The following is an 18,155-nucleotide window of genomic DNA, read 5'->3' as shown; positions in this document are numbered from 1 at the left end:
GTCGCCGGCTCAGTGTGCGCGTGCCGGGCGTCGCATCGTCACGGGCCGCGCGGGCCCGTCTTCCGTTCAATGCTTCAGGGTTCCTCAGCGTTTCGGCGCCGCGTCGATCATCCACTCGTGCGCGGGATCGTTCTTGAACGCCCATGCGCGGCTTGGGCCCGCCATCACGTTCAGGTAGTACAGGTTGTAGCCGTGCGGAGCTACGACCGGATGGTAGCCGCGCGGCACCATCACGACGTCGTGGTTCTCGACGGCGCACGCTTCGTCGAGGCTGCGGTCGTCCGTGTACACGCGCTGGAACGCGAAGCCCTGCGGCGGATCGATCCGGTGATAGTAGGTTTCCTCGAGCGACGTCTCGTCGGGCGCCGCGTCGCGATCGTGCTTGTGCGGCGGATAGCTGCTCGAATGGCTGGCCGGCGTGACGACTTCGACGACGAGCAGCCGGTCGGCCGCCGGGTTGTCGCCCATCAGGATGTCGCAGACGTAGCGCGTGTTGGTGCCTTGCCCGCGCACCGACCGGCGCATCCGTTCGCCGTCGAGGCGCCGCACGGGCTTGTCGCCGCTCGCGTACGGCGCGGTGCACAGCGCGATTTCCGCATCGCGCGTCGCGACCAGCGTGACGGTCTTGCCGCCCGGCACGTACAGTGCGTCCGGCGACACTTCCTCGAAGACGCTGTCGCGCTTGCCGAGCGCATCGTAGGTTTCGCCGTCGACTTCGGCACGCACGGTGCCCGTCAGCACGACCACGCACAGCTCGCGCGTGCCGGTGTCGAGCGTTTCGGTGTCACCGGCCTTCAGGCGCAGCGCACGAAAGCCGACGTGCTTCCAGCCGGCCGATTCGGGCGTGACGTTGCAGATTTCACGGTCGGCCGAGGCCTTGACCAGCAGGGGAGAAATCGTCATGGGATGGGGCTCCGCAATAGGGTAGGGCTCACGCGTTCACGCACTCATGCACTCATGCACTCAACCGGTCGACGATCGCGCGCAGCGACTCGTAGCCCTTTTTCGCATACGCATAGCTCGGCGCGACGGCCGGATCCTGCTCGGCCTCGACGACGAGCCAGCCTTCGTAGCCGGCGTCCTTCAGCGTGCGCAGCGTCGCGTCGTAATCGAGCGCGCCGTCGCCGGGCACCGTGAACGTGCCGTTGATCACGCCGTTCAGGAAGCTCCAGCCGCCGTTGCGCGCCTGCGTGACGACCTGCGGCCGCACGTCCTTGCAATGCACGTGCGCGACGCGCGCCACGTGCTTCTTCAGCAGCGTGACGGGGTCGGCCGCGCCGCCGAAATAGGCATGGCCCGTGTCGAACAGCAGGAACACCTTCGCCGGGTCGGTCAGCGCCATCAGGCGGTCGACGTCGTCGGGCGACTCGACGTACGCGCCCATGTGGTGATGGTAGGCGAGCTTGATCCCGTACGTGTCGAGCAGGTGTGCGCCGAACGCGTCGAGGCGTGCCGCATAGCGCCGCCAGGCGTCGTCGTCGACGAAGCGCGGCCGTTTCGCGACCGGCGTGTCGATGCTGCCCTGGATCGTGCCCGCGCATTCGCCGTAGACCACGACCTTCACGTCGTTGAACTGCAGCTTCGTCAGGTGCGCGCGGCAGCGCTCGATCTCCGCCGCAACCGCATCGGCGTCGCTCATGCCCGGCGCGACTTCCGCGAGGAAGCCCGAATACCAGCCCGACACGCACACGAGGCCGAACTCGGCGAGCTTCGCCTTCAGCTCGGGGCCCGTCTTCGGAAACTTGTTGCCGAGCTCGAAGCCCGCATAGCCGATTTCGGCGCCTTCCTTCAGTGCCGTTTCGAGCGGTGTCTCGCCGCCGAGCGACGGCAGGTCGTCGTTCATCCACGACAGGGGATTGATGCCGATGCGGACGTTCCAGCTCATGAGGTGCTTCCTTGGTTCGGATGATGTGGGTGCAGGGCGTGGTCTTCGTGGCGCAGCGTGTGCGCTCAGCGCCGCTGCCGCGTTTTCGCGTCGAGATACGCGCGGTGTGCCGCTTCGACGCCGGTGCGTTCGGATACCTGCGGCACCGCGACCTCCCACCACGCGCCGCCGTCGTCGGTCGTGCGCCGGTGCGTGGTGTCGATCACGAGCACCTGGCTCTTCTTCGCCGCGCGGGCGCGTGTCATCTCGTGACGCAATTCGACGACGTCGCGCACGTGCACGGCTTCGGCGCCCATCGCACGCGCATGCATCGCGAAATCGATCGTCGAGCGCTCGCCGCCTTCGGGCACGCAATCGTCGAGCATGTTGTTGAAGCTTGCGCCGCCGCAGTTCAGCTGCAGCCGCTCGATGCAGCCGTAGCCGCGGTTGTCGAGGATCACGACGATGATCTTGCGGCCGAGCATCACGGACGTCGCGAGTTCGGCGTTGAGCATCATGTACGAGCCGTCGCCGACGATCACGATCACTTCGCGCTCGGGCCGCGCGAGCTTCGCGCCGAGGCCGCCTGCCACTTCGTAGCCCATGCACGAGTACGCATAGTCCATGTGGTAATTGCCCGGCACGCCGCTGCGCCACAGCTTGTGCAGTTCGGCCGGCAGCGTGCCGGCCGCGCAGACGACGAGATCGTCGCGTGCGCTGTCGCGTCCGGCGTCGGCCGCGGAGTCGCGCACCGCGCCGATCACTTCCGCGTCGTACGGCAGCGTGTCCTTCGGAATTCGTGTGGTCAGCTCGGTCACGCGTGCGTTCCACGCGGCGGCCTGGTCGCGGTTCGCGGCCGTCCACGCGGGATCGGCGTGCCAGCCGGCCAGCGCGGCCGACAACTGGCCGAGGCCCGTGCGCGCATCGGCAATGAGCTGACGGCCGCGTTTCTTGCCGGCATCGAACGGCTGCACGTTCAGGCTCAACAGCGTCGCGTCGCCGTAGAGCGCGTGCGAGCCGGTCGTGAAATCCTGCAGCCGCGTGCCGACCGCGAACACCACGTCGGCCTGCGCGGCGGCACGGTTGGCGGCGGGCGAACCCGTCACGCCGATCGAGCCGAGGTTCAGCGGGTGATCCCACGCGAGGCTGCCCTTGCCGGCCTGCGATTCGGCGACGGGCACGCCGTGCGTGTCGGCGAACGCACGCAGCGCGTCCCACGCCTGGCTGTACAGCACGCCGCCGCCGGCGACGATCAGCGGCTTCTTCGCGGCCTTCAGCACGTCGAGCGCATCGGCGAGTTCGAGCGCGTCGGCCGGCGGCCGGCGCATCCGGATCACCGGCGGCGCGAAGAAATCCTCGGGCCAGTCGTATGCGAAGGTCTGCACGTCCTGCGGCAGCGCGAGACACACGGGGCCGCACTGCGCGGGATCGGTCATCACCTGGATCGCGCGCGGCAGAGCGACGAGCAGTTGCTCGGGCGACGTGATGCGGTCGAAGTAGCGCGTCACGGGCCGGAAGCAGTCGTTCGCGCTGACGTCGCCCTGTTCGAAATCTTCCACCTGCTGCAGCACGGGGTCGGGCAGCCGCGACACGAACACGTCGCCGGGCAGCAGCAACAGCGGCAGCCGGCCGACGTGCGCGAGCGCGGCCGACGTCAGCATGTTGGTCGCGCCGGGGCCGATGCTCGACGTCGCGGCCATCATCCGCTGGCGGAAGTTCGCTTTCGCGAACGCGACGGCCGCATTGGCCATCCCTTGCTCGTTGTGCGCGCGGAAGATCGGCAGCCGGTCTTTTTCGGCATGCAGCGCTTCGCCGAGCCCGGCCACGTTGCCGTGGCCGAAGATCGCGAACACGCCGCCGCAGTACGGCAGGATTTCGGTGCGGCCGTCGGGCTGGACGACTTCGGCGCGCAGGGCGGCCAGGTAGCGTACGAGCGCCTGGCTGACGGTCAGTCTCACGGTGGTGGTCATCGTCGGTCGATAGAGAGGAGTCGGGTGGTCGTCACGGGCACGGGCATCAGGCTGCGGCAGCGGCGCGCGCGGCCGCACGGCGGCCGAGCCACGCGTCGACCAGTTGCGTGAAGTTGCCGGCGACTTCGTCGATCAGCGCCTGGTCGTCGATGCGGCCGGCGAACCAGTTCAGCGATGCATCGGCCCACAGCGTGCGCCCGACCATGAAGCCCTTGACGATCGGGTTGGTTGCCGAGCGGAAGCTGTCGACGAGGTATTGCAGCGGCTGGTTCAGGCCGAGGATCACCGCGCCGCGGCAGTGCGGGTCGCGCTCGGCGATCAGCGCGGCGAGCCGGGTCCAGCCGTCCGCGCTCAGCGGCGTGAGCTTCCACCATTCGGGCTTCACGCCGAGGTTGTAGAAGCGCGCGACCGTGCGCAGCACCGCGTCGTCCTCGGTGCCGGCCGGCGTGACCGCGCGCGGCGGAATCATTTCGAGCAGCAGCTCGTTGCCGCTGGCACGCGTGGCTTCCCACAGTTCCAGCACGCGCTGCTCCTGCTCGACGCGCAGGTCGACGTCGTCGTCCGGGTGATAGTGGACGAGGCATTTCACGACCTGTTCGGTCGGCCAGTGCGTGAGCGACGAGCCGACCGAGCGCGTCTCGTCGAAGCGCAGCGGCCGCGAGCCTGGCAGCTCGACCGGGCGGCCGACCCACCAGCCGCGCCCGGTGGCCGACGCGAGTGCGTCGCTGCCGTACGCGCCGCCGTCGATCAGCACGCCGACCTGGCCTTCGAGATGACGCTCGCGCTCGACCTGCTCGACCGCGCGCACGAGCAGCCGCTTCAGCGTCTTGATGCGCGCTTCGTCCGCGCCGGCCTGCACCGCGAGTTCGTAGAACTGGCTGCGATGGTCGAACGCCATCACGCACAGGTCGTCCCAGTCGCGGCGCGGTACCGTCACGCGGTGCAGGTGGGCGAGCGTGCGGTCGGCATCGACCACCGGATTGCGGCTGCCGTCGAACCAGTGTGCGAGTTCGGCCGGCGTCGGCATCGCGGCCGAGCACGCGTGGCGCGACACGACGATCGCGCCGCACGCGTTCGCGATGCGCGTCGCGTCGGCCCAGTCGCTCCCGCGCAGCAGCCCCGACAGCAGGCCCGACAGGAATGCGTCGCCCGCGCCGAGCACGTTGAGGACCTCGACGCGCTCGCCGAGGAAGGTCGGCGCAGCGTCGATGCCGGCCGGAATGTCGCCCTCGATCACGCAGCAGCCGAGCGCGCCGCGCTTGACGACGAGCGTCGCGTTCGTGATCGCGCGTACCGCCTGCAACGAGCCGATCAGGTCGTGCGGCACGCCGCCCGCGATCAGGAATTCCTCTTCGGTACCGACCAGCAGGTCGAATTCGCCGAGCACCTGCTGCAGCTGCCGCGTCACCTGCGCATCCGGCACGTAGCGGTTCTCGCCGGCGCCGCGCGCGGTCAGCCCCCACAGCACGGGCCGGTAGTCGATGTCCAGGATCCGGACGGCACCGTGGCGGCGCGCATACGTCAACGCAGTCAGCGACGCCTCGCGCGTGCCCGGCGTCGACAGGTGCGTGCCGGTGATCGCGAGTGCGCGGCAACCGGCGATGAAGTCCTCGCTGATCTCGTCGGCGCGCACGGCCATGTCCGCGCAGTTCTCGCGCACGAACAGCAGCGGGAAGGTGTCGCGATCCTTCAGCCCGAGCAGCACCAGCGCGGTGAGGCGCTCACGGTCGGTCTGCAGCTGGCTCGTGTCGCAGCCTTCGCGCTCGAGCGTCTCGCGCAGGAAGCGGCCCATCTGCTCGTCGCCGACGCGCGAGATCATCGCGGTCTTCAGCCCGAGCCGCGCGACGCCGAACGCGACGTTGCCCGACGAGCCGCCGAGATACATCTGGAAGCTGCGCGCGTCCTCGAGGCGGCTGCCGTACTGCTGCGCATAGAGATCCACGGCCACGCGGCCGAGGCAGGCGAGATCGATGGGGCGGTCACTCGGAAAGTTCAGCTGGCTCATATCACGTGTCACGCTCGCGGCCGGCGGTCGGCGTTGCCGGCAGATTAGGGGACCGATCCTGTGGCGGCTGTCCGCAGCGGGTGCTGCACGACGCGAGACTGCCTGCCGCGGGGAATCGGGCTACGGACGCAGTCTAGACTTTTTGGAAATCCAGTTCCCTAGGTGAAATCACGTAGAAATAAATTTCCAAATTTTCGAGGAAGTGATCTACAGTTTCATCCGGATGCTTCAGTCCCGATCGGACCAGATCGGACTCGGCCCGGCGGCGCGCAACGCGCCGTCTTCCGCCCCCCGGAGATGAGGAGACAGATTGATCATGAAGACCAAGCTGATGGCCGTCGCGGCCGCCGCGATCCTGGCTGCGCCGCTCGCGCATGCCGAGAAGATCGGCGTGACGATGGCATCGTTCGACGACACGTTCCTGACCATCCTGCGCAACAGCATCGCCGATTCGGCGAAGAAGGACGGTGCGACGGTGCAGATCGAGGACGGCGGCAATGACGTCGGCAAGCAGTTGAGCCAGGTCCAGAACATGATCGCGCAGAAGGTCGACGCGATCATCGTGAATCCGGTCGATACCGACGCGACGCCGAAGATCACGAAGATGGTGACCGCGGCGAAGATCCCGCTCATCTACGTGAACCGCAAGCCGGTCGATTTCGACAAGCTGCCGGCCGGCGTCGCGGTCGTCGCCTCCGACGAAAAGCAGTCGGGCACGCTGCAGGCGCGCCAGGTGTGCAAGCTGCTCGGCGGCAAGGGCGACCTCCTGGTGCTGATGGGCGAGCTGTCCAACGAATCGGCGCGCGCCCGCACCAAGGACATCGAGGACGTGATCGCGACGAAGGATTGCTCGGGCATGAAGATCGTCGACAAGCGCGAAGGCAAGTGGAGCCGCACGCAGGGCCAGGACATCACGATGAACTGGCTGAGCTCCGGGACGAAGTTCGACGCGATCGTGTCGAACAACGACGAGATGGCGATCGGCGCGATCAACGCGCTGAAGGCCGCGCGCAAGCTGACACCGAAGACGGTCGTCGCGGGCATCGACGCGACGCCTGACGGGCTCGCGGCGATGAAGGCCGGCGAGCTGAAGGTGTCGGTGTACCAGAACGCGACCGGGCAGGGCGCGCAGGCCGTGGCGGCCGCGCTGAAGCTCGCGAAGAAGCAGCCGGTCGACCGCTACGTGAACGTGCCGTTCGAGCTCGTGACGCCCGAGAACATGAACCAGTACGCCAAGCACTGACCGGCGGTCCGTTGAACTGCGCGGGCCCGGCGCGACCGGGTTCGCGCGCGATTTGTCGAGGAACGTCCATGTTTACAGCCAGGGTCGCGCGCCCGATGGCCGGCGGCGATACACCGGCCGCCTCGTCCGGCGGATCGTCCGCCGCGCCGGCTTCTCCCGCGGCCGACTGCGTGCTCGAGGTGCGCGGCGTCGGCAAGTCCTTCCCCGGCGTCGTCGCGCTCGACGGCGTGCAGTTCCGCGTGCGCCGCGGCACCGTTCATGCACTGATGGGCGAGAACGGCGCGGGCAAGTCCACGCTGATGAAAATCATTGCGGGCGTCTACACGCCCGACCAGGGCGAGATCCTGATCAACGGCGAGCCGGTCGTGCTGAACGGTCCGCTCGATGCGCTCGACCGCGGGATCGCGATGATCCACCAGGAACTGAACCTGATGCCGTACATGACGGTCGCGGAGAACATCTGGATCCGCCGCGAACCGAAGAACCGCTTCGGCCTGATCGACCACGCCGAGCTGCGCCGCCGCACGGCCGCGCTGTTCGAGCGGCTGTCGATCGACATCGATCCGGAAACCGATGTGCGCACGCTGACGGTCGCGAGCCGCCAGATGGTCGAGATCGCGAAGGCCGTGTCGTTCGACTCGGACGTGCTGATCATGGACGAGCCGACCTCCGCGCTGACTGACAAGGAAGTCACGCACCTGTTCCGGATCATTCGCCAGCTGCGCGAGCAGGGCAAGGGCATCGTCTACATCACGCACAAGATGAACGAGCTGTTCGAGATCGCCGACGAGTTCTCGGTGTTCCGCGACGGCAAGTACATCGGCACGCATGCGTCGAGCGACGTCACGCGCGACGACATCATCCGCATGATGGTCGGGCGCGAGATCACGCAGATGTTCCCGAAGGAAGACGTGCCGATCGGCGACGTGGTGCTGTCGGTGAAGGATCTCTGCGTCGACGGCGTGTTCCGCGACGTGAGCTTCGAGCTGCGCGCCGGCGAAATTCTCGGCGTCGCGGGCCTCGTCGGCTCGGGGCGCTCGAACGTCGCGGAAGCGCTGTTCGGCGTCGTGCCGGCCACCTCGGGCGAGATCCGCATCGACGGCAAGCCGGTGCGGATCGCGACGCCCGCGCAGGCGATGAAGCATGGCATGGCGTTTCTCACCGAGGATCGCAAGGATTCCGGCTGCTTCCTGAATCTCGACCTGCTCGCGAACATGGAAGCGGCGGTGCTCAGCAACCGCTACGTGAAGTTCAACTTCGTGCAGCACGCGCAATTGAAGCGCGACTGCGAGGAAATGAGCCGGATGCTGCGCGTGAAGTCGCCCGGGCTGCACGAGGAAATCCAGAACCTGTCGGGCGGCAACCAGCAGAAGGTGCTGATCGGCCGGTGGCTCCTCACGCAGCCGCGCATCCTGATCCTCGACGAACCGACGCGCGGCATCGACGTCGGCGCGAAGGCCGAGATCCACCGGCTCGTCAGCGCGCTCGCCGGCAAGGGCGTCGCGGTGCTGATGATCTCGTCGGAAATGCCGGAAGTGCTGGGGATGAGCGATCGCGTGATGGTGATGCACGAAGGGCGCATGACCGGCATCGTCGATCGCAAGGACGCCGACCAGGTCCGCATCATGGATCTCGCGTCGCGCTGAGCCGAAACAAGATTGGAGACAACTGAAATGGGCAACCTGAACCCGGTCGCGGATGCGCAGACCATGACACTCAAGTCGCGGCACACGAAATGGCCGCCCGAGCTGAGCATCTTCCTCGTGCTGGTCGGCATCAGCCTGTTCTTCGAGATCGTCGGCTGGATCGTCGTCGGCCAGAGCTTCCTGTTCAATGCCGAGCGGCTCGAGATCATCGTGCTGCAGATGGCCGTGATCGGCATCATCGCGGTCGGCGTGAACCTCGTGATCATCACCAGCGGGATCGACCTGTCGTCGGGGTCGGTCGTCGCGGCCGCGGCCGTCGTGTCGGCGAGCCTCGCGCAGGTGTCCGATTTCCCGCGCGCGGTGTTTCCGCACCTCACTGATCTGCCGATCATCTGGCCCGTGCTGGCCGGCGTGTGCGTCGGGCTGCTGGTCGGGCTGCTGAATGGCTCGCTGATCGCGATGACGGGCATCCCGCCGTTCATCGCGACCCTCGGCACGATGGTCGCCGCGCGCGGCTTCGCGAAGTGGTTCACCAACGGGATGCCGGTGTCGATGCTGACCGACCAGTTCGCGGCCATCGGCGCGGGCGCCAATCCGGTGATCATCTTTGTCGTGATCGCCGCGATCTTCCACGTCGTGCTGCGCTACACGCGCTTCGGCAAGTACACCTACGCGATCGGCGCGAACCGCCACGCGGCCGTCGTGTCGGGCATCAACGTCACGCGGCACCTGATCTTCGTCTATGCGATCGCGGGCCTGTTGAGCGGCATCGCGGGCACCGTGACGGCCGCGCGTGCGATTTCCGGCCAGTCGGGCATGGGCGTGATGTACGAGCTCGATGCGATCGCGGCCGTCGTGATCGGCGGCACGTCGCTGTCGGGCGGCCTCGGCCGTGTGACGGGCACCGTGATCGGCGTGCTGATCCTCGGTGTGATGACGTCGGGCTTCACGTTCATCCGCATCGACGCGTATTACCAGGAGATGGTGAAGGGCGCGATCATCGTCGCGGCCGTGATCGCCGACCAGTACCGCAACAAGAAGTCGCGTCGCTGAGCGCGCGCGTGATCCCCGAATCTCCCTTCACGAAGGACACCCGATGAAGATCGCGCTGGACCCCTACATGATTCGCCACCTGCCGCTCGACCGGCTGCCGCACGCGGTGGCCGAGCTCGGCTACGACCAGATCGAGCTGTCGCCGCGCAGCGACTTTCTCGACTGGTGGGTGATGCCGCGTGCGACGCGCGAGCGCATGGCCGCGTTCCGCCAGGCGATGCGCGCGAGCGGCGTCGGCCTCGCGTCGCTGCAGCCGATGTACCGCTGGGCGAGCCCGTTCGAGGACGAGCGGCAATGGGCCGTACGCTGCTGGAAGAAGGCGATCGAGGTGGCGGTCGAGATGGAGTGCACGCTGATGGTGTCGGAGTTCGGCCGTGGTGCGTCGCCCGAGCGTTCGGTCGGCGAGCGGCCGGGCGCGAACCCGAAGGAGCTGTGCGAGGCCGCGTGGTTCCGCTCGATGGACGAGCTGCTGCCGATTCTCGAGCGCGAACGCATCGTGTTGTCGGTCGAGCCGCATCCGGAAGACTGGATCGAGCAGCTGCAGCCGGCGATCGACATCGTCACGAACCTCGCTTCGCCGTCGCTGAAGCTGTCGTATATCGCGCCACACACGTTCTACTACGGCGACGACATGGCCGCGATGATCGCGGCCGCCGCGCCGATCCTCGCGCACGTGCGCGTGGCCGACACGTTCGACCACCGCAAGAGCAGCCAGCTGCGCTACATCGTGAACCCGCCCGGCTCGAACCAGATCCGCGTGCACCAGCACCTCGACATCGGGCAGGGCGAGATCGACTGGGACGTGTTTTTCCGCGCGCTCGGCGCGGCCGGCTTCGACGGCGTGATGTCGTCGTGCGTGTTCGCGTGGGAGGACCGCGCGGAAGCGTCGTCGCGCTACATGCGCGACGAGATCCAGCGCTACGTCGATCGCCATTTCGATCGCGCCGCGCGCTGACCGCTGACCGATTGCTGACCGGCGCGGCACGGGCCGCGCCGCTGATGAACGACTGGAGACTCGTAGATGACCTTGCAAATCGGCGTGATCGGCTGCGGCGCGATCGGCCAGGACCATATCCGCAGACTGACCCGCACGCTGTCCGGTGCGCGCGTCGTGGCCGTCAACGACATCGATCCGCAGCAGGCGCGCGACGCGGTGACGAAATACGGGCTCGACGCCGAGATCTACGGCGACGGCCACGAAGTGGTCGCGGCCGCCGACGTGCAGGCCGTGCTCGTCACGTCGTGGGGGCCGACGCACGAAGCGTTCGTGCTCGACGCGATCGCGCACGGCAAGCCGGTGTTCTGCGAGAAGCCCTTGGCCGTCACGGCCGACGGCTGCATGCGGATCGTCGAAGCCGAAGTCGCGCACGGCAAGCGGCTCGTGCAGGTCGGCTTCATGCGGCCGTACGACGAAGGCTATCGCGCGCTGAAGCGCGTGATCGACAGCGGCCAGATCGGCGCGCCGCTGATGCTGCATTGCGCGCACCGCAACCAGTCGGTCGGCGAGCGCTACACGACCGACATGGCGATCACCGACACGCTGATCCACGAACTCGACGTGCTGCGCTGGCTGCTCGGCGAGGACTATGCGAGCGCGCAGGTCGTCTATCCGAAGAAGACCCGCCATGCGAGCGCGCATCTCGCCGATCCGCAGATCGTGCTGCTCGAAACCGCGAGCGGCGTGCGCATCGATGTCGAGATCTTCGTGAACTGCCAGTACGGCTACGACATCCAGTGCGAGGTGGTCGGCGAGCAGGGCATCGCGAAGCTGCCCGATCCGCCGGCCGTCGGGCTCAAGCATGCGGCGCGGCAGTCGGTCGAGATCATGACCGACTGGAAGGAGCGGTTCATCGCGTCGTACGACGTCGAGCTGCAGGCGTTCATCGACGGCGTGCGGCAGGGCGCGCTGACCGGCCCGTCCGCGTGGGACGGCTATGCGGCGGCGGTCGCGGCCGACGCATGCGTGCGGGCACAGCAGAGCGGCGCGGTCGAGCCGATCGCGATGGCCGACCGTCCCGCGTTCTATCGCGGCTGACCCGCGGCCGCCCGCCGCTGACCTACTGGACCGACCGACATGACGATGAAGATTGGTTGCGCCCCGTGCTGCTGGGGCGTCGACGACGTGAAGAACCCGCATCTGCCGCCGTGGCGGCACGTGCTCGCCGAGGCCGCGCAGGCCGGCTACTCGGGCATCGAGCTCGGGCCGTACGGCTACATCCCGCTCGACCTCGACGTGGTGAGCGCCGAGCTCGACCGCCAGCGCCTGAGCATCACGGCCGGCACGATCTTCGACGATCTTGTATCGCCGGAGAACCTGCCGAACCTGCTGCGCCAGACGCGCGACATCTGTGCGCTGATCACGCGGCTGCCGAAGCTGCCGACGCAGGACGGCCAGCGCTACGCGGCGCCGTACCTGGTCGTGATGGACTGGGGCCACGAGGAACGCGACTACGCGGCCGGCCACGGCGATCGCGCGCCGCGGCTGTCCGACGAGCGCTGGGCGCGGATGGTCGACCATATCCGGCAGATCGCGACGATCGCACGCGACGAGTTCGGCGTGCGCGCCGTGATCCATCCGCACGCGGGCGGCTATATCGAGTTCGCGGACGAGATCGACCGGATCGTCGGCGATATTGCGGCCGACACGGCCGGCCTGTGTCTCGACACGGGCCACTTGTACTACTCGGGCATGGACCCGGAATCGTGGTTGCGCCGCCATGCGGCGCGTCTCGACTACGTGCATTTCAAGGACATCGACGCAGCGGTATACGACGCGGTGATGGGCGAGCACATCGCGTTTTTCGCGGCGTGCGCGCGCGGCGTGATGTGCCCGATCGGCACCGGCGTGCTCGACTACCCGGCGATCCGCCGCGCGCTCACCGACATCGGCTATGCCGGCTACATCACGATCGAGCAGGAGCGCGACCCGCGCAACGCCGGCACGAGCCTGCGCGACGTCGCCGCGAGCCGCGCGTTTCTCGCGTCGGCCGGCTTTGCATGACCCAAGAACCACTGAACCCGCACCAGGAACACCACCATCATGATTGACGGACAGATTCTGCTTGGACATTCGATTCGCTGGGGCATGGTCGGCGGCGGGCTCGGCAGCCAGATCGGCTACAGCCACCGGTCGGCTGCGCTGCGCGACGGCAGCTTCCAGCTGGTTGCCGGCGCATTCGATATCGATCCCGAGCGCGGCCGCCAGTTCGGCGTGAAGCTCGGCGTCGCGGCCGAGCGCTGCTATCCCGACTACGCGACGATGTTCGACGCCGAGGCACGCCGCCCGGACGGCATCCGTGCGGTATCGATCGCGACGCCGAACAACACGCACTTCGAGATTTGCCGCGCCGCGCTGAACGCGGGGCTGCACGTGGTCTGCGAGAAGCCGCTGTGCTTCACGACCGAGGAGGCCGAGGCGCTGCAGCGGCTGGCGGTCGAGAAGAACCGGATCGTCGGCGTCGCGTACGGCTACTCGGGACACCAGATGATCGAGCAGGCGCGCGAGATGATCGCGCGCGGCGACCTCGGCGAGATCCGCATCGTGCAGATGCAGTTCGCGCACGGCTTCCACAGCGAGGGCGTCGAGGCCGCGAGCGCGGCCGCGCGCTGGCGCGTCGATCCGAAGTTCGCGGGCCCGAGCTACGTGCTCGGCGACATCGGCACGCATCCGCTGTACATCTCCGAAGTGATGGTGCCCGAGCTGAAGATCAAGCGGCTGATGTGTTCGCGGCAGAGCTTCGTGAAGAGCCGCGCACCGCTCGAGGACAACGCGTTCACGATCATGGAGTACGACACCGGCGCAGTCGGTTACGTATGGTCGAGCGCGGTGAACGCCGGCTCGATGCACGGCCAGAAGGTGCGCGTGATCGGCTCGAAGGCGAGCATCGAATGGTGGGACGAGCATCCGAACCAGCTGCGTTACGAAGTGCAGGGGCAGCCCGCGCAGGTGCTCGATCGCGGGATGGGCTACCTGTATCCGCAGGCGCTGCGCGAGGATCGCATCGGCGCCGGGCATCCGGAAGGGCTGTTCGAGGCATGGTCTAACCTCTACGCGCGCTTCGCGCTCGCGATGGATGCGGCCGATCGCGGCGACACCGAGGCCCTGAAGCAGATCCGTTATCCGGACGTTCACGCAGGCGTGGAAGGGGTCCGCTGGGTCGAGAACTGCGTGCGCTCGGCCGACGCGGGCAGCGTGTGGGTCGACTATCGCTGAGCAGGGCAGGGCAGGGCAGGCTGCGCGATGTCGCCCGCCGACCGCCGGCCTCGGTACACGCCCTAATCTTTACGACGCCGCGAGCGCGTTGGACAATCGCTTCCAGTCTTGCCGTGGAGCGTGTGCAAGTGATGATCGAGCGCGTGGGAGCGAGCGTGCGGCGCGGGCCGTGCCGCAAACGTGTTTAAATTCGCCCTTCATGCATGGTTCCAGTCGAGCCCCGGGCCGCGTCCGCCAGCGTCGCGCGCGCATCGGGGCCGTCAACTTCGCGCTATCCGATGAGTTCATCCGAGAAACCTCCCGCCACCGTCGAGCAGTTCCTGCAGCACCTGACGCAGGAGTACGACGGCCTCAGCAATCGCCTGAAGGTGATTGCGCGCCACGTGGAAACGCATCGGGACCAGCTTGGCCTGGAAGGCATCCAGTCGCTCGCGGAGGCGTGCGGCGTCCAGCCGTCGGCCGTCGTGCGCTTCGCGAAGCACTTCGGCTTCTCCGGCTTCTCCGAGATGCAGCGGCTGTTCCGCGAAGGGCTCGCGCAGCAGATTGCGCCGGGGCGTGCGTACAACCTGCGGCTGCGCGACGTGATCGAAGCGGGCTCGTCGAGCCTGCAGCCCGAACAGATCGCCGACGAATTCATCAAGGGCAGCATTGCCGGGATGCAGCAGCTGCGGCAGACGCTCGATTCGCAGGCGCTCGCGCAGGCCGTCGATCTGCTCGCCGACACGCAGGCGATCTGGATTGCCGGCTCGCGGCGCGCGTTTCCGATCGCCGTGTATCTCGACTATGCGTTGCAGCACACGGACAAGCGCATCGGCCTGTTCAGCGCGCTCGGCAGCATGCACCTCGGGCAGATCCGCTCGGTGCGCGAGGGCGACGTGATGATCGTGATTTCGTTCATGCCGTATGCGGAGGAAACCGTGCAGGTCGCGCAGCTGGCCGTGCAGCGCGGCGCACGCGTGATCGCGATCACCGACAGCCGGATGAGCCCGCTCGCGCGGGAGGCCGAGGTGATGCTGATGGTGCAGGACAGCGAGACGTTCGGCTTTCGCGCGCTGACGGCCACGATGGGTCTCGCGCAGAGCCTGTTCGTCGCGCTCGCGTACCGGCTCGAGCTGTCGTACCTGCCGACCGCCGACGGCGCGCACGGCTCGAAAGCCGGCTGACCTCGAGTGCCGGCGTACCGCCCGCGACTTCGATCGGCGGGCGGCACGCCGGCGGGCTTACTTCGCGGTCGGCATCGCGAATTCGGCACCCTTGCCGATGCTCGACGACCAGCGCTGCATCACCGATTTCTGGCGCGTGTAGAAGCGCACGCCTTCCTCGCCGTACGCGTGCATGTCGCCGAACAGGCTCTTCTTCCAGCCGCCGAAGCCGTGCCACGCCATCGGCACGGGGATCGGCACGTTGATGCCGACCATGCCGACCTGGATGCGCTGCGCGAATTCGCGTGCGATGCCGCCGTCGCTCGTGAAGCACGACACGCCGTTGCCGAATTCGTGCGCGTTGATCAGGTCGACCGCTTCGCCGAAATCCTTCACGCGCACGCAGCCGAGCACGGGCCCGAAGATCTCTTCCTTGTAGATCCGCATGTCGGGGCGCACGTGATCGAACAGCGTGCCGCCGGTGAAGAAGCCGGCCTCGCGGCCCGGCACGCGCAGCCCGCGGCCGTCGACCACCAGTTGCGCGCCTTCGTTCACGCCTTGCTCGATATAGCCTTCGATGCGCTTCAGCGCCTCGCCGGTGACGATCGGGCCCATCTCGACTTCCGGCGACATGCCGTCGCCGATCACCAGCCGGCGTGCGCGCTCGGCCACCGCCGGCACGATCTTGTCTGCCACGTCGCCGACCAGCACCGCGATGCTGATCGCCATGCAGCGCTCGCCGGCCGAGCCGTACGCGGCGCCGATCAGCGCGTCGACGGCCTGTTCGAGGTTCGCATCGGGCATCACGACCAGGTGGTTCTTCGCGCCGCCGAGCGCCTGCACGCGCTTGCCCGACTGCACCGCGCGCTGCTGCACGTAGGCCGCGATCGGCGTCGAGCCGACGAAGCTGACGGCCTGCACGTCGGGGTGGTCGAGCAGCGCGTCGACCGCGCCCTTGTCGCCCTGCACGACGTTGAACACGCCGGCCGGCAGCCCGGCCTGCGTGAGCAGGTCGGCAATGAACAGCGCGGCCGACGGGTCGCGCTCGCTCGGCTTCAGCACGAACGTGTTGCCCGTCGCGATCGCGACCGGGAACATCCAGCACGGCACCATGCACGGGAAGTTGAACGGCGTGATGCCCGCGACGACGCCGAGCGGCTGGCGCATCGTCCAGTTGTCGATGCCGGTGCTGACCTGGTCGGTGAAGTCGCCTTTCAGCAGTTGCGGCACGCCGCATGCGAATTCGATGATGTCGATGCCGCGCGCGACTTCGCCCTGCGCGTCGGAGAACACCTTGCCGTGCTCGGCCGTGATGATTGCCGCGAGCGTGTCGCGGTGTTCGTTCATCAGCTGCAGGAAGCGGTGCAGCACGCGTGCGCGGCGGATCGGCGGCGTCGCGGCCCAGGCGGGGAACGCGGCGTGGGCCGACGCGACGGCCCGCTGCACTTCGCTGTCGTCGGCGAGCGCGACGCGGCGCACCGCGCGGCCGAGCGACGGGTTGAGGACGTCCTGGAAGCGGCCGCTGCGGCCGGCAACGGGCGCGCCGTCGACATAGTGGCCGACGTCGGCGTCGGACGTGTACGCGGGAACCGGATTCATCGTGTCTCCTGGGGATGAGGGGGGAACAGGATCCAGTCTAGGGAAACCGGCAGGGCGGGAGAAGACCGCGAAACTTGATTCACTGTTCAGAATTCTGAATAATCAATGGATGAATCAGCAAAATGTCCAGGCACTCTGGCCGCATATCCATTCGCTGACGGTGCTGGCCGCGGCCGGCAGTTTCACGGCTGCCGCGCAGCGGCTCGGCATCAGCAAGGCCGCGATGAGCCAGCGCATCGCCGATCTCGAAAAGGCGGCCGGCGTGCCGCTCGTGCGCCGCACGACACGCAGCGTGCGTCTTACCGATGCGGGCCAGACGCTCGTCGACAGCACGCGCGATGCGTTCGAGTCGATCGGGCAGCATTTCGCGCGTGTGAAGGATCTGGCCGGCGAGCCGCGCGGCCTGCTGCGCCTGACGGTGCCGGTCGCGCTCGGCCGCCAGCAGGTCGTGCCGCACCTGCCCGAATTCCTGCGGCAGCATCCGGGCGTGCAGATCGAGCTCGACCTGTCGGACCGGCTGCATTCGCTGACGCAGGAGGGTTTCGACCTCGCGATTCGGCATACGACCACCGCGCCGCAGACCCACGTCGCGTGGAAGCTGTGCGACACGCGCTCGCTGCTGGTCGCGAGCCGCGCCTATCTCGACGCGCGCGGCGCCCCGCGCCATCCGAACGAGCTCGTCGATCACAGCTGCCTGTGCTACCTGCGCGACAACGAGCCGGCCGCCTGGAGCTTCGAGTTGCACGGCAGGCGGCGCGAGCGCGTCAGCGTGCCGGTGCGCGGCAGCTTCGCGGCGAACAACAGCGAGGCGATGCGCGAGGCCGCGCTCGGCGGGCTCGGCATCGCGCTGCTGCCGGATTTCAGCGCGCAGCGCGACCTCGACGCCGGCCGGCTCGTCGCGCTGCTCGACGGCTGGCGGCCGTCGGGCGCGTTCGGCGACCACATCTTCGCGATCCGCCCGTACAGCCCGGTCGTGCCGAGCGCGGTGCGCGCGCTCGTGCGGCACCTGCGCGAGCGGCTCGCGGGCGGCTTTTCCGGCGCGTGAGCGCGGCCCCGTGTGCGCCGCGCCACGGGCTGCCCGGGCAGGCGCGGCGGCGCTGCGGTAAAATCGCGGCTTCCTCCCGCGCCGCATAGGGCGCGTCATTCGAAGGTCGAAAGCCGATGCAGATTCACAAGGAAGTGGACGCGCGCGGGCTTAATTGCCCGTTGCCGATCCTGCGTGCCAAGAAAGCGCTTGCCGATATGGAAAGCGGGCAGATCCTCAAGGTGCTTGCGACCGACCCGGGCTCGCAGCGCGATTTCGCCGCGTTCGCGAAGCAGACGGGCAACGAGATCGTCGAATCGACGACGCAGGACAAGACCTTCGTGTTCCTGATGCGCCGCCGCTGACGGCCCGCATCGCCGGCTCCGCCGTGCCGCG

15 protein-coding genes are annotated in these 18,155 nt (G+C 68.0%); 10 read left to right on the top strand and 5 right to left on the bottom strand.

The window, feature by feature from the left end:
* Positions 1–84: 84 nt before the first annotated feature.
* The 4 genes from iolB to U5798_RS20400 form a co-directional block, all read right to left on the bottom strand.
* A complete protein-coding gene (gene iolB, locus U5798_RS20415; RefSeq protein WP_322082995.1) occupies positions 85–903 on the bottom strand; it encodes a 5-deoxy-glucuronate isomerase in 819 nt (272 codons plus the stop codon).
* 52 nt (positions 904–955) lie between these two features.
* A complete protein-coding gene (iolE, locus tag U5798_RS20410; RefSeq protein WP_124455952.1) occupies positions 956–1,885 on the bottom strand; it encodes a myo-inosose-2 dehydratase in 930 nt (309 codons plus the stop codon).
* A 65-nt stretch (positions 1,886–1,950) separates the two neighbouring features.
* Positions 1,951–3,834, bottom strand: a complete 1,884-nt coding sequence (gene iolD, locus U5798_RS20405; RefSeq protein ID WP_322082994.1) for a 3D-(3,5/4)-trihydroxycyclohexane-1,2-dione acylhydrolase (decyclizing) — start codon at positions 3,832–3,834, stop codon at positions 1,951–1,953.
* Positions 3,835–3,880: 46 nt separating this feature from the next.
* Positions 3,881–5,839 (bottom strand): bifunctional 5-dehydro-2-deoxygluconokinase/5-dehydro-2-deoxyphosphogluconate aldolase, encoded by a 1,959-nt coding sequence (locus U5798_RS20400; RefSeq protein WP_124455954.1) that lies wholly within the window; start codon positions 5,837–5,839, stop codon positions 3,881–3,883.
* A 316-nt stretch (positions 5,840–6,155) separates the two neighbouring features.
* Between U5798_RS20400 and U5798_RS20395 the strand changes: the two genes are divergently transcribed.
* From U5798_RS20395 to U5798_RS20360, 8 genes are all read left to right on the top strand, one after another.
* Complete coding sequence (locus U5798_RS20395) at positions 6,156–7,082, top strand: sugar ABC transporter substrate-binding protein (RefSeq protein WP_124455955.1); 927 nt, start codon at positions 6,156–6,158, stop codon at positions 7,080–7,082.
* 68 nt (positions 7,083–7,150) lie between these two features.
* Positions 7,151–8,728, top strand: coding sequence for a sugar ABC transporter ATP-binding protein (locus U5798_RS20390; protein WP_322082993.1), 1,578 nt, complete (start codon positions 7,151–7,153; stop codon positions 8,726–8,728).
* Positions 8,729–8,755: 27 nt separating this feature from the next.
* Positions 8,756–9,781 carry an ABC transporter permease gene (locus U5798_RS20385; protein ID WP_124455986.1) on the top strand — a complete coding sequence of 342 codons (1,026 nt, stop codon included), beginning with the start codon at positions 8,756–8,758 and terminating at the stop codon, positions 9,779–9,781.
* Between the two features lie 43 nt (positions 9,782–9,824).
* On the top strand, positions 9,825–10,736 hold the full coding sequence (locus U5798_RS20380; RefSeq protein ID WP_124455957.1) for a sugar phosphate isomerase/epimerase family protein: 912 nt from the start codon (positions 9,825–9,827) through the stop codon (positions 10,734–10,736).
* A gap of 66 nt (positions 10,737–10,802) precedes the next feature.
* Entirely contained in the window at positions 10,803–11,816 is a 1,014-nt protein-coding gene (locus tag U5798_RS20375; protein WP_322082992.1) for a Gfo/Idh/MocA family oxidoreductase, read from the top strand.
* 39 nt (positions 11,817–11,855) lie between these two features.
* Entirely contained in the window at positions 11,856–12,782 is a 927-nt protein-coding gene (locus U5798_RS20370; RefSeq protein WP_124455959.1) for a TIM barrel protein, read from the top strand.
* Positions 12,783–12,821: 39 nt separating this feature from the next.
* Complete coding sequence (locus U5798_RS20365) at positions 12,822–13,994, top strand: Gfo/Idh/MocA family oxidoreductase (protein ID WP_322082991.1); 1,173 nt, start codon at positions 12,822–12,824, stop codon at positions 13,992–13,994.
* 278 nt (positions 13,995–14,272) lie between these two features.
* Entirely contained in the window at positions 14,273–15,157 is an 885-nt protein-coding gene (locus U5798_RS20360) for a MurR/RpiR family transcriptional regulator (RefSeq protein ID WP_322082990.1), read from the top strand.
* A 57-nt stretch (positions 15,158–15,214) separates the two neighbouring features.
* Here the strand turns inward: U5798_RS20360 and U5798_RS20355 are convergent, their stop codons facing one another.
* Positions 15,215–16,735: a CoA-acylating methylmalonate-semialdehyde dehydrogenase gene (locus U5798_RS20355; protein WP_124455962.1), complete on the bottom strand. Its 1,521-nt coding sequence runs from the start codon at positions 16,733–16,735 to the stop codon at positions 15,215–15,217.
* A 109-nt stretch (positions 16,736–16,844) separates the two neighbouring features.
* On the opposite strand from U5798_RS20355, the gene U5798_RS20350 reads away from it, so the two are divergent.
* Entirely contained in the window at positions 16,845–17,780 is a 936-nt protein-coding gene (locus U5798_RS20350) for a LysR family transcriptional regulator (protein WP_124455963.1), read from the top strand.
* A gap of 116 nt (positions 17,781–17,896) precedes the next feature.
* Positions 17,897–18,124 carry a sulfurtransferase TusA family protein gene (locus U5798_RS20345; RefSeq protein WP_006402122.1) on the top strand — a complete coding sequence of 76 codons (228 nt, stop codon included), beginning with the start codon at positions 17,897–17,899 and terminating at the stop codon, positions 18,122–18,124.
* Positions 18,125–18,155: the final 31 nt, after the last annotated feature.

It is taken from the genome of Burkholderia sp. BCC1972 (assembly GCF_905339605.1).
Lineage (GTDB): Bacteria > Pseudomonadota > Gammaproteobacteria > Burkholderiales > Burkholderiaceae > Burkholderia.
Note: the sequence above shows the minus strand (reverse complement) of the source record. Positions and strands in the feature narration are given on the sequence as shown.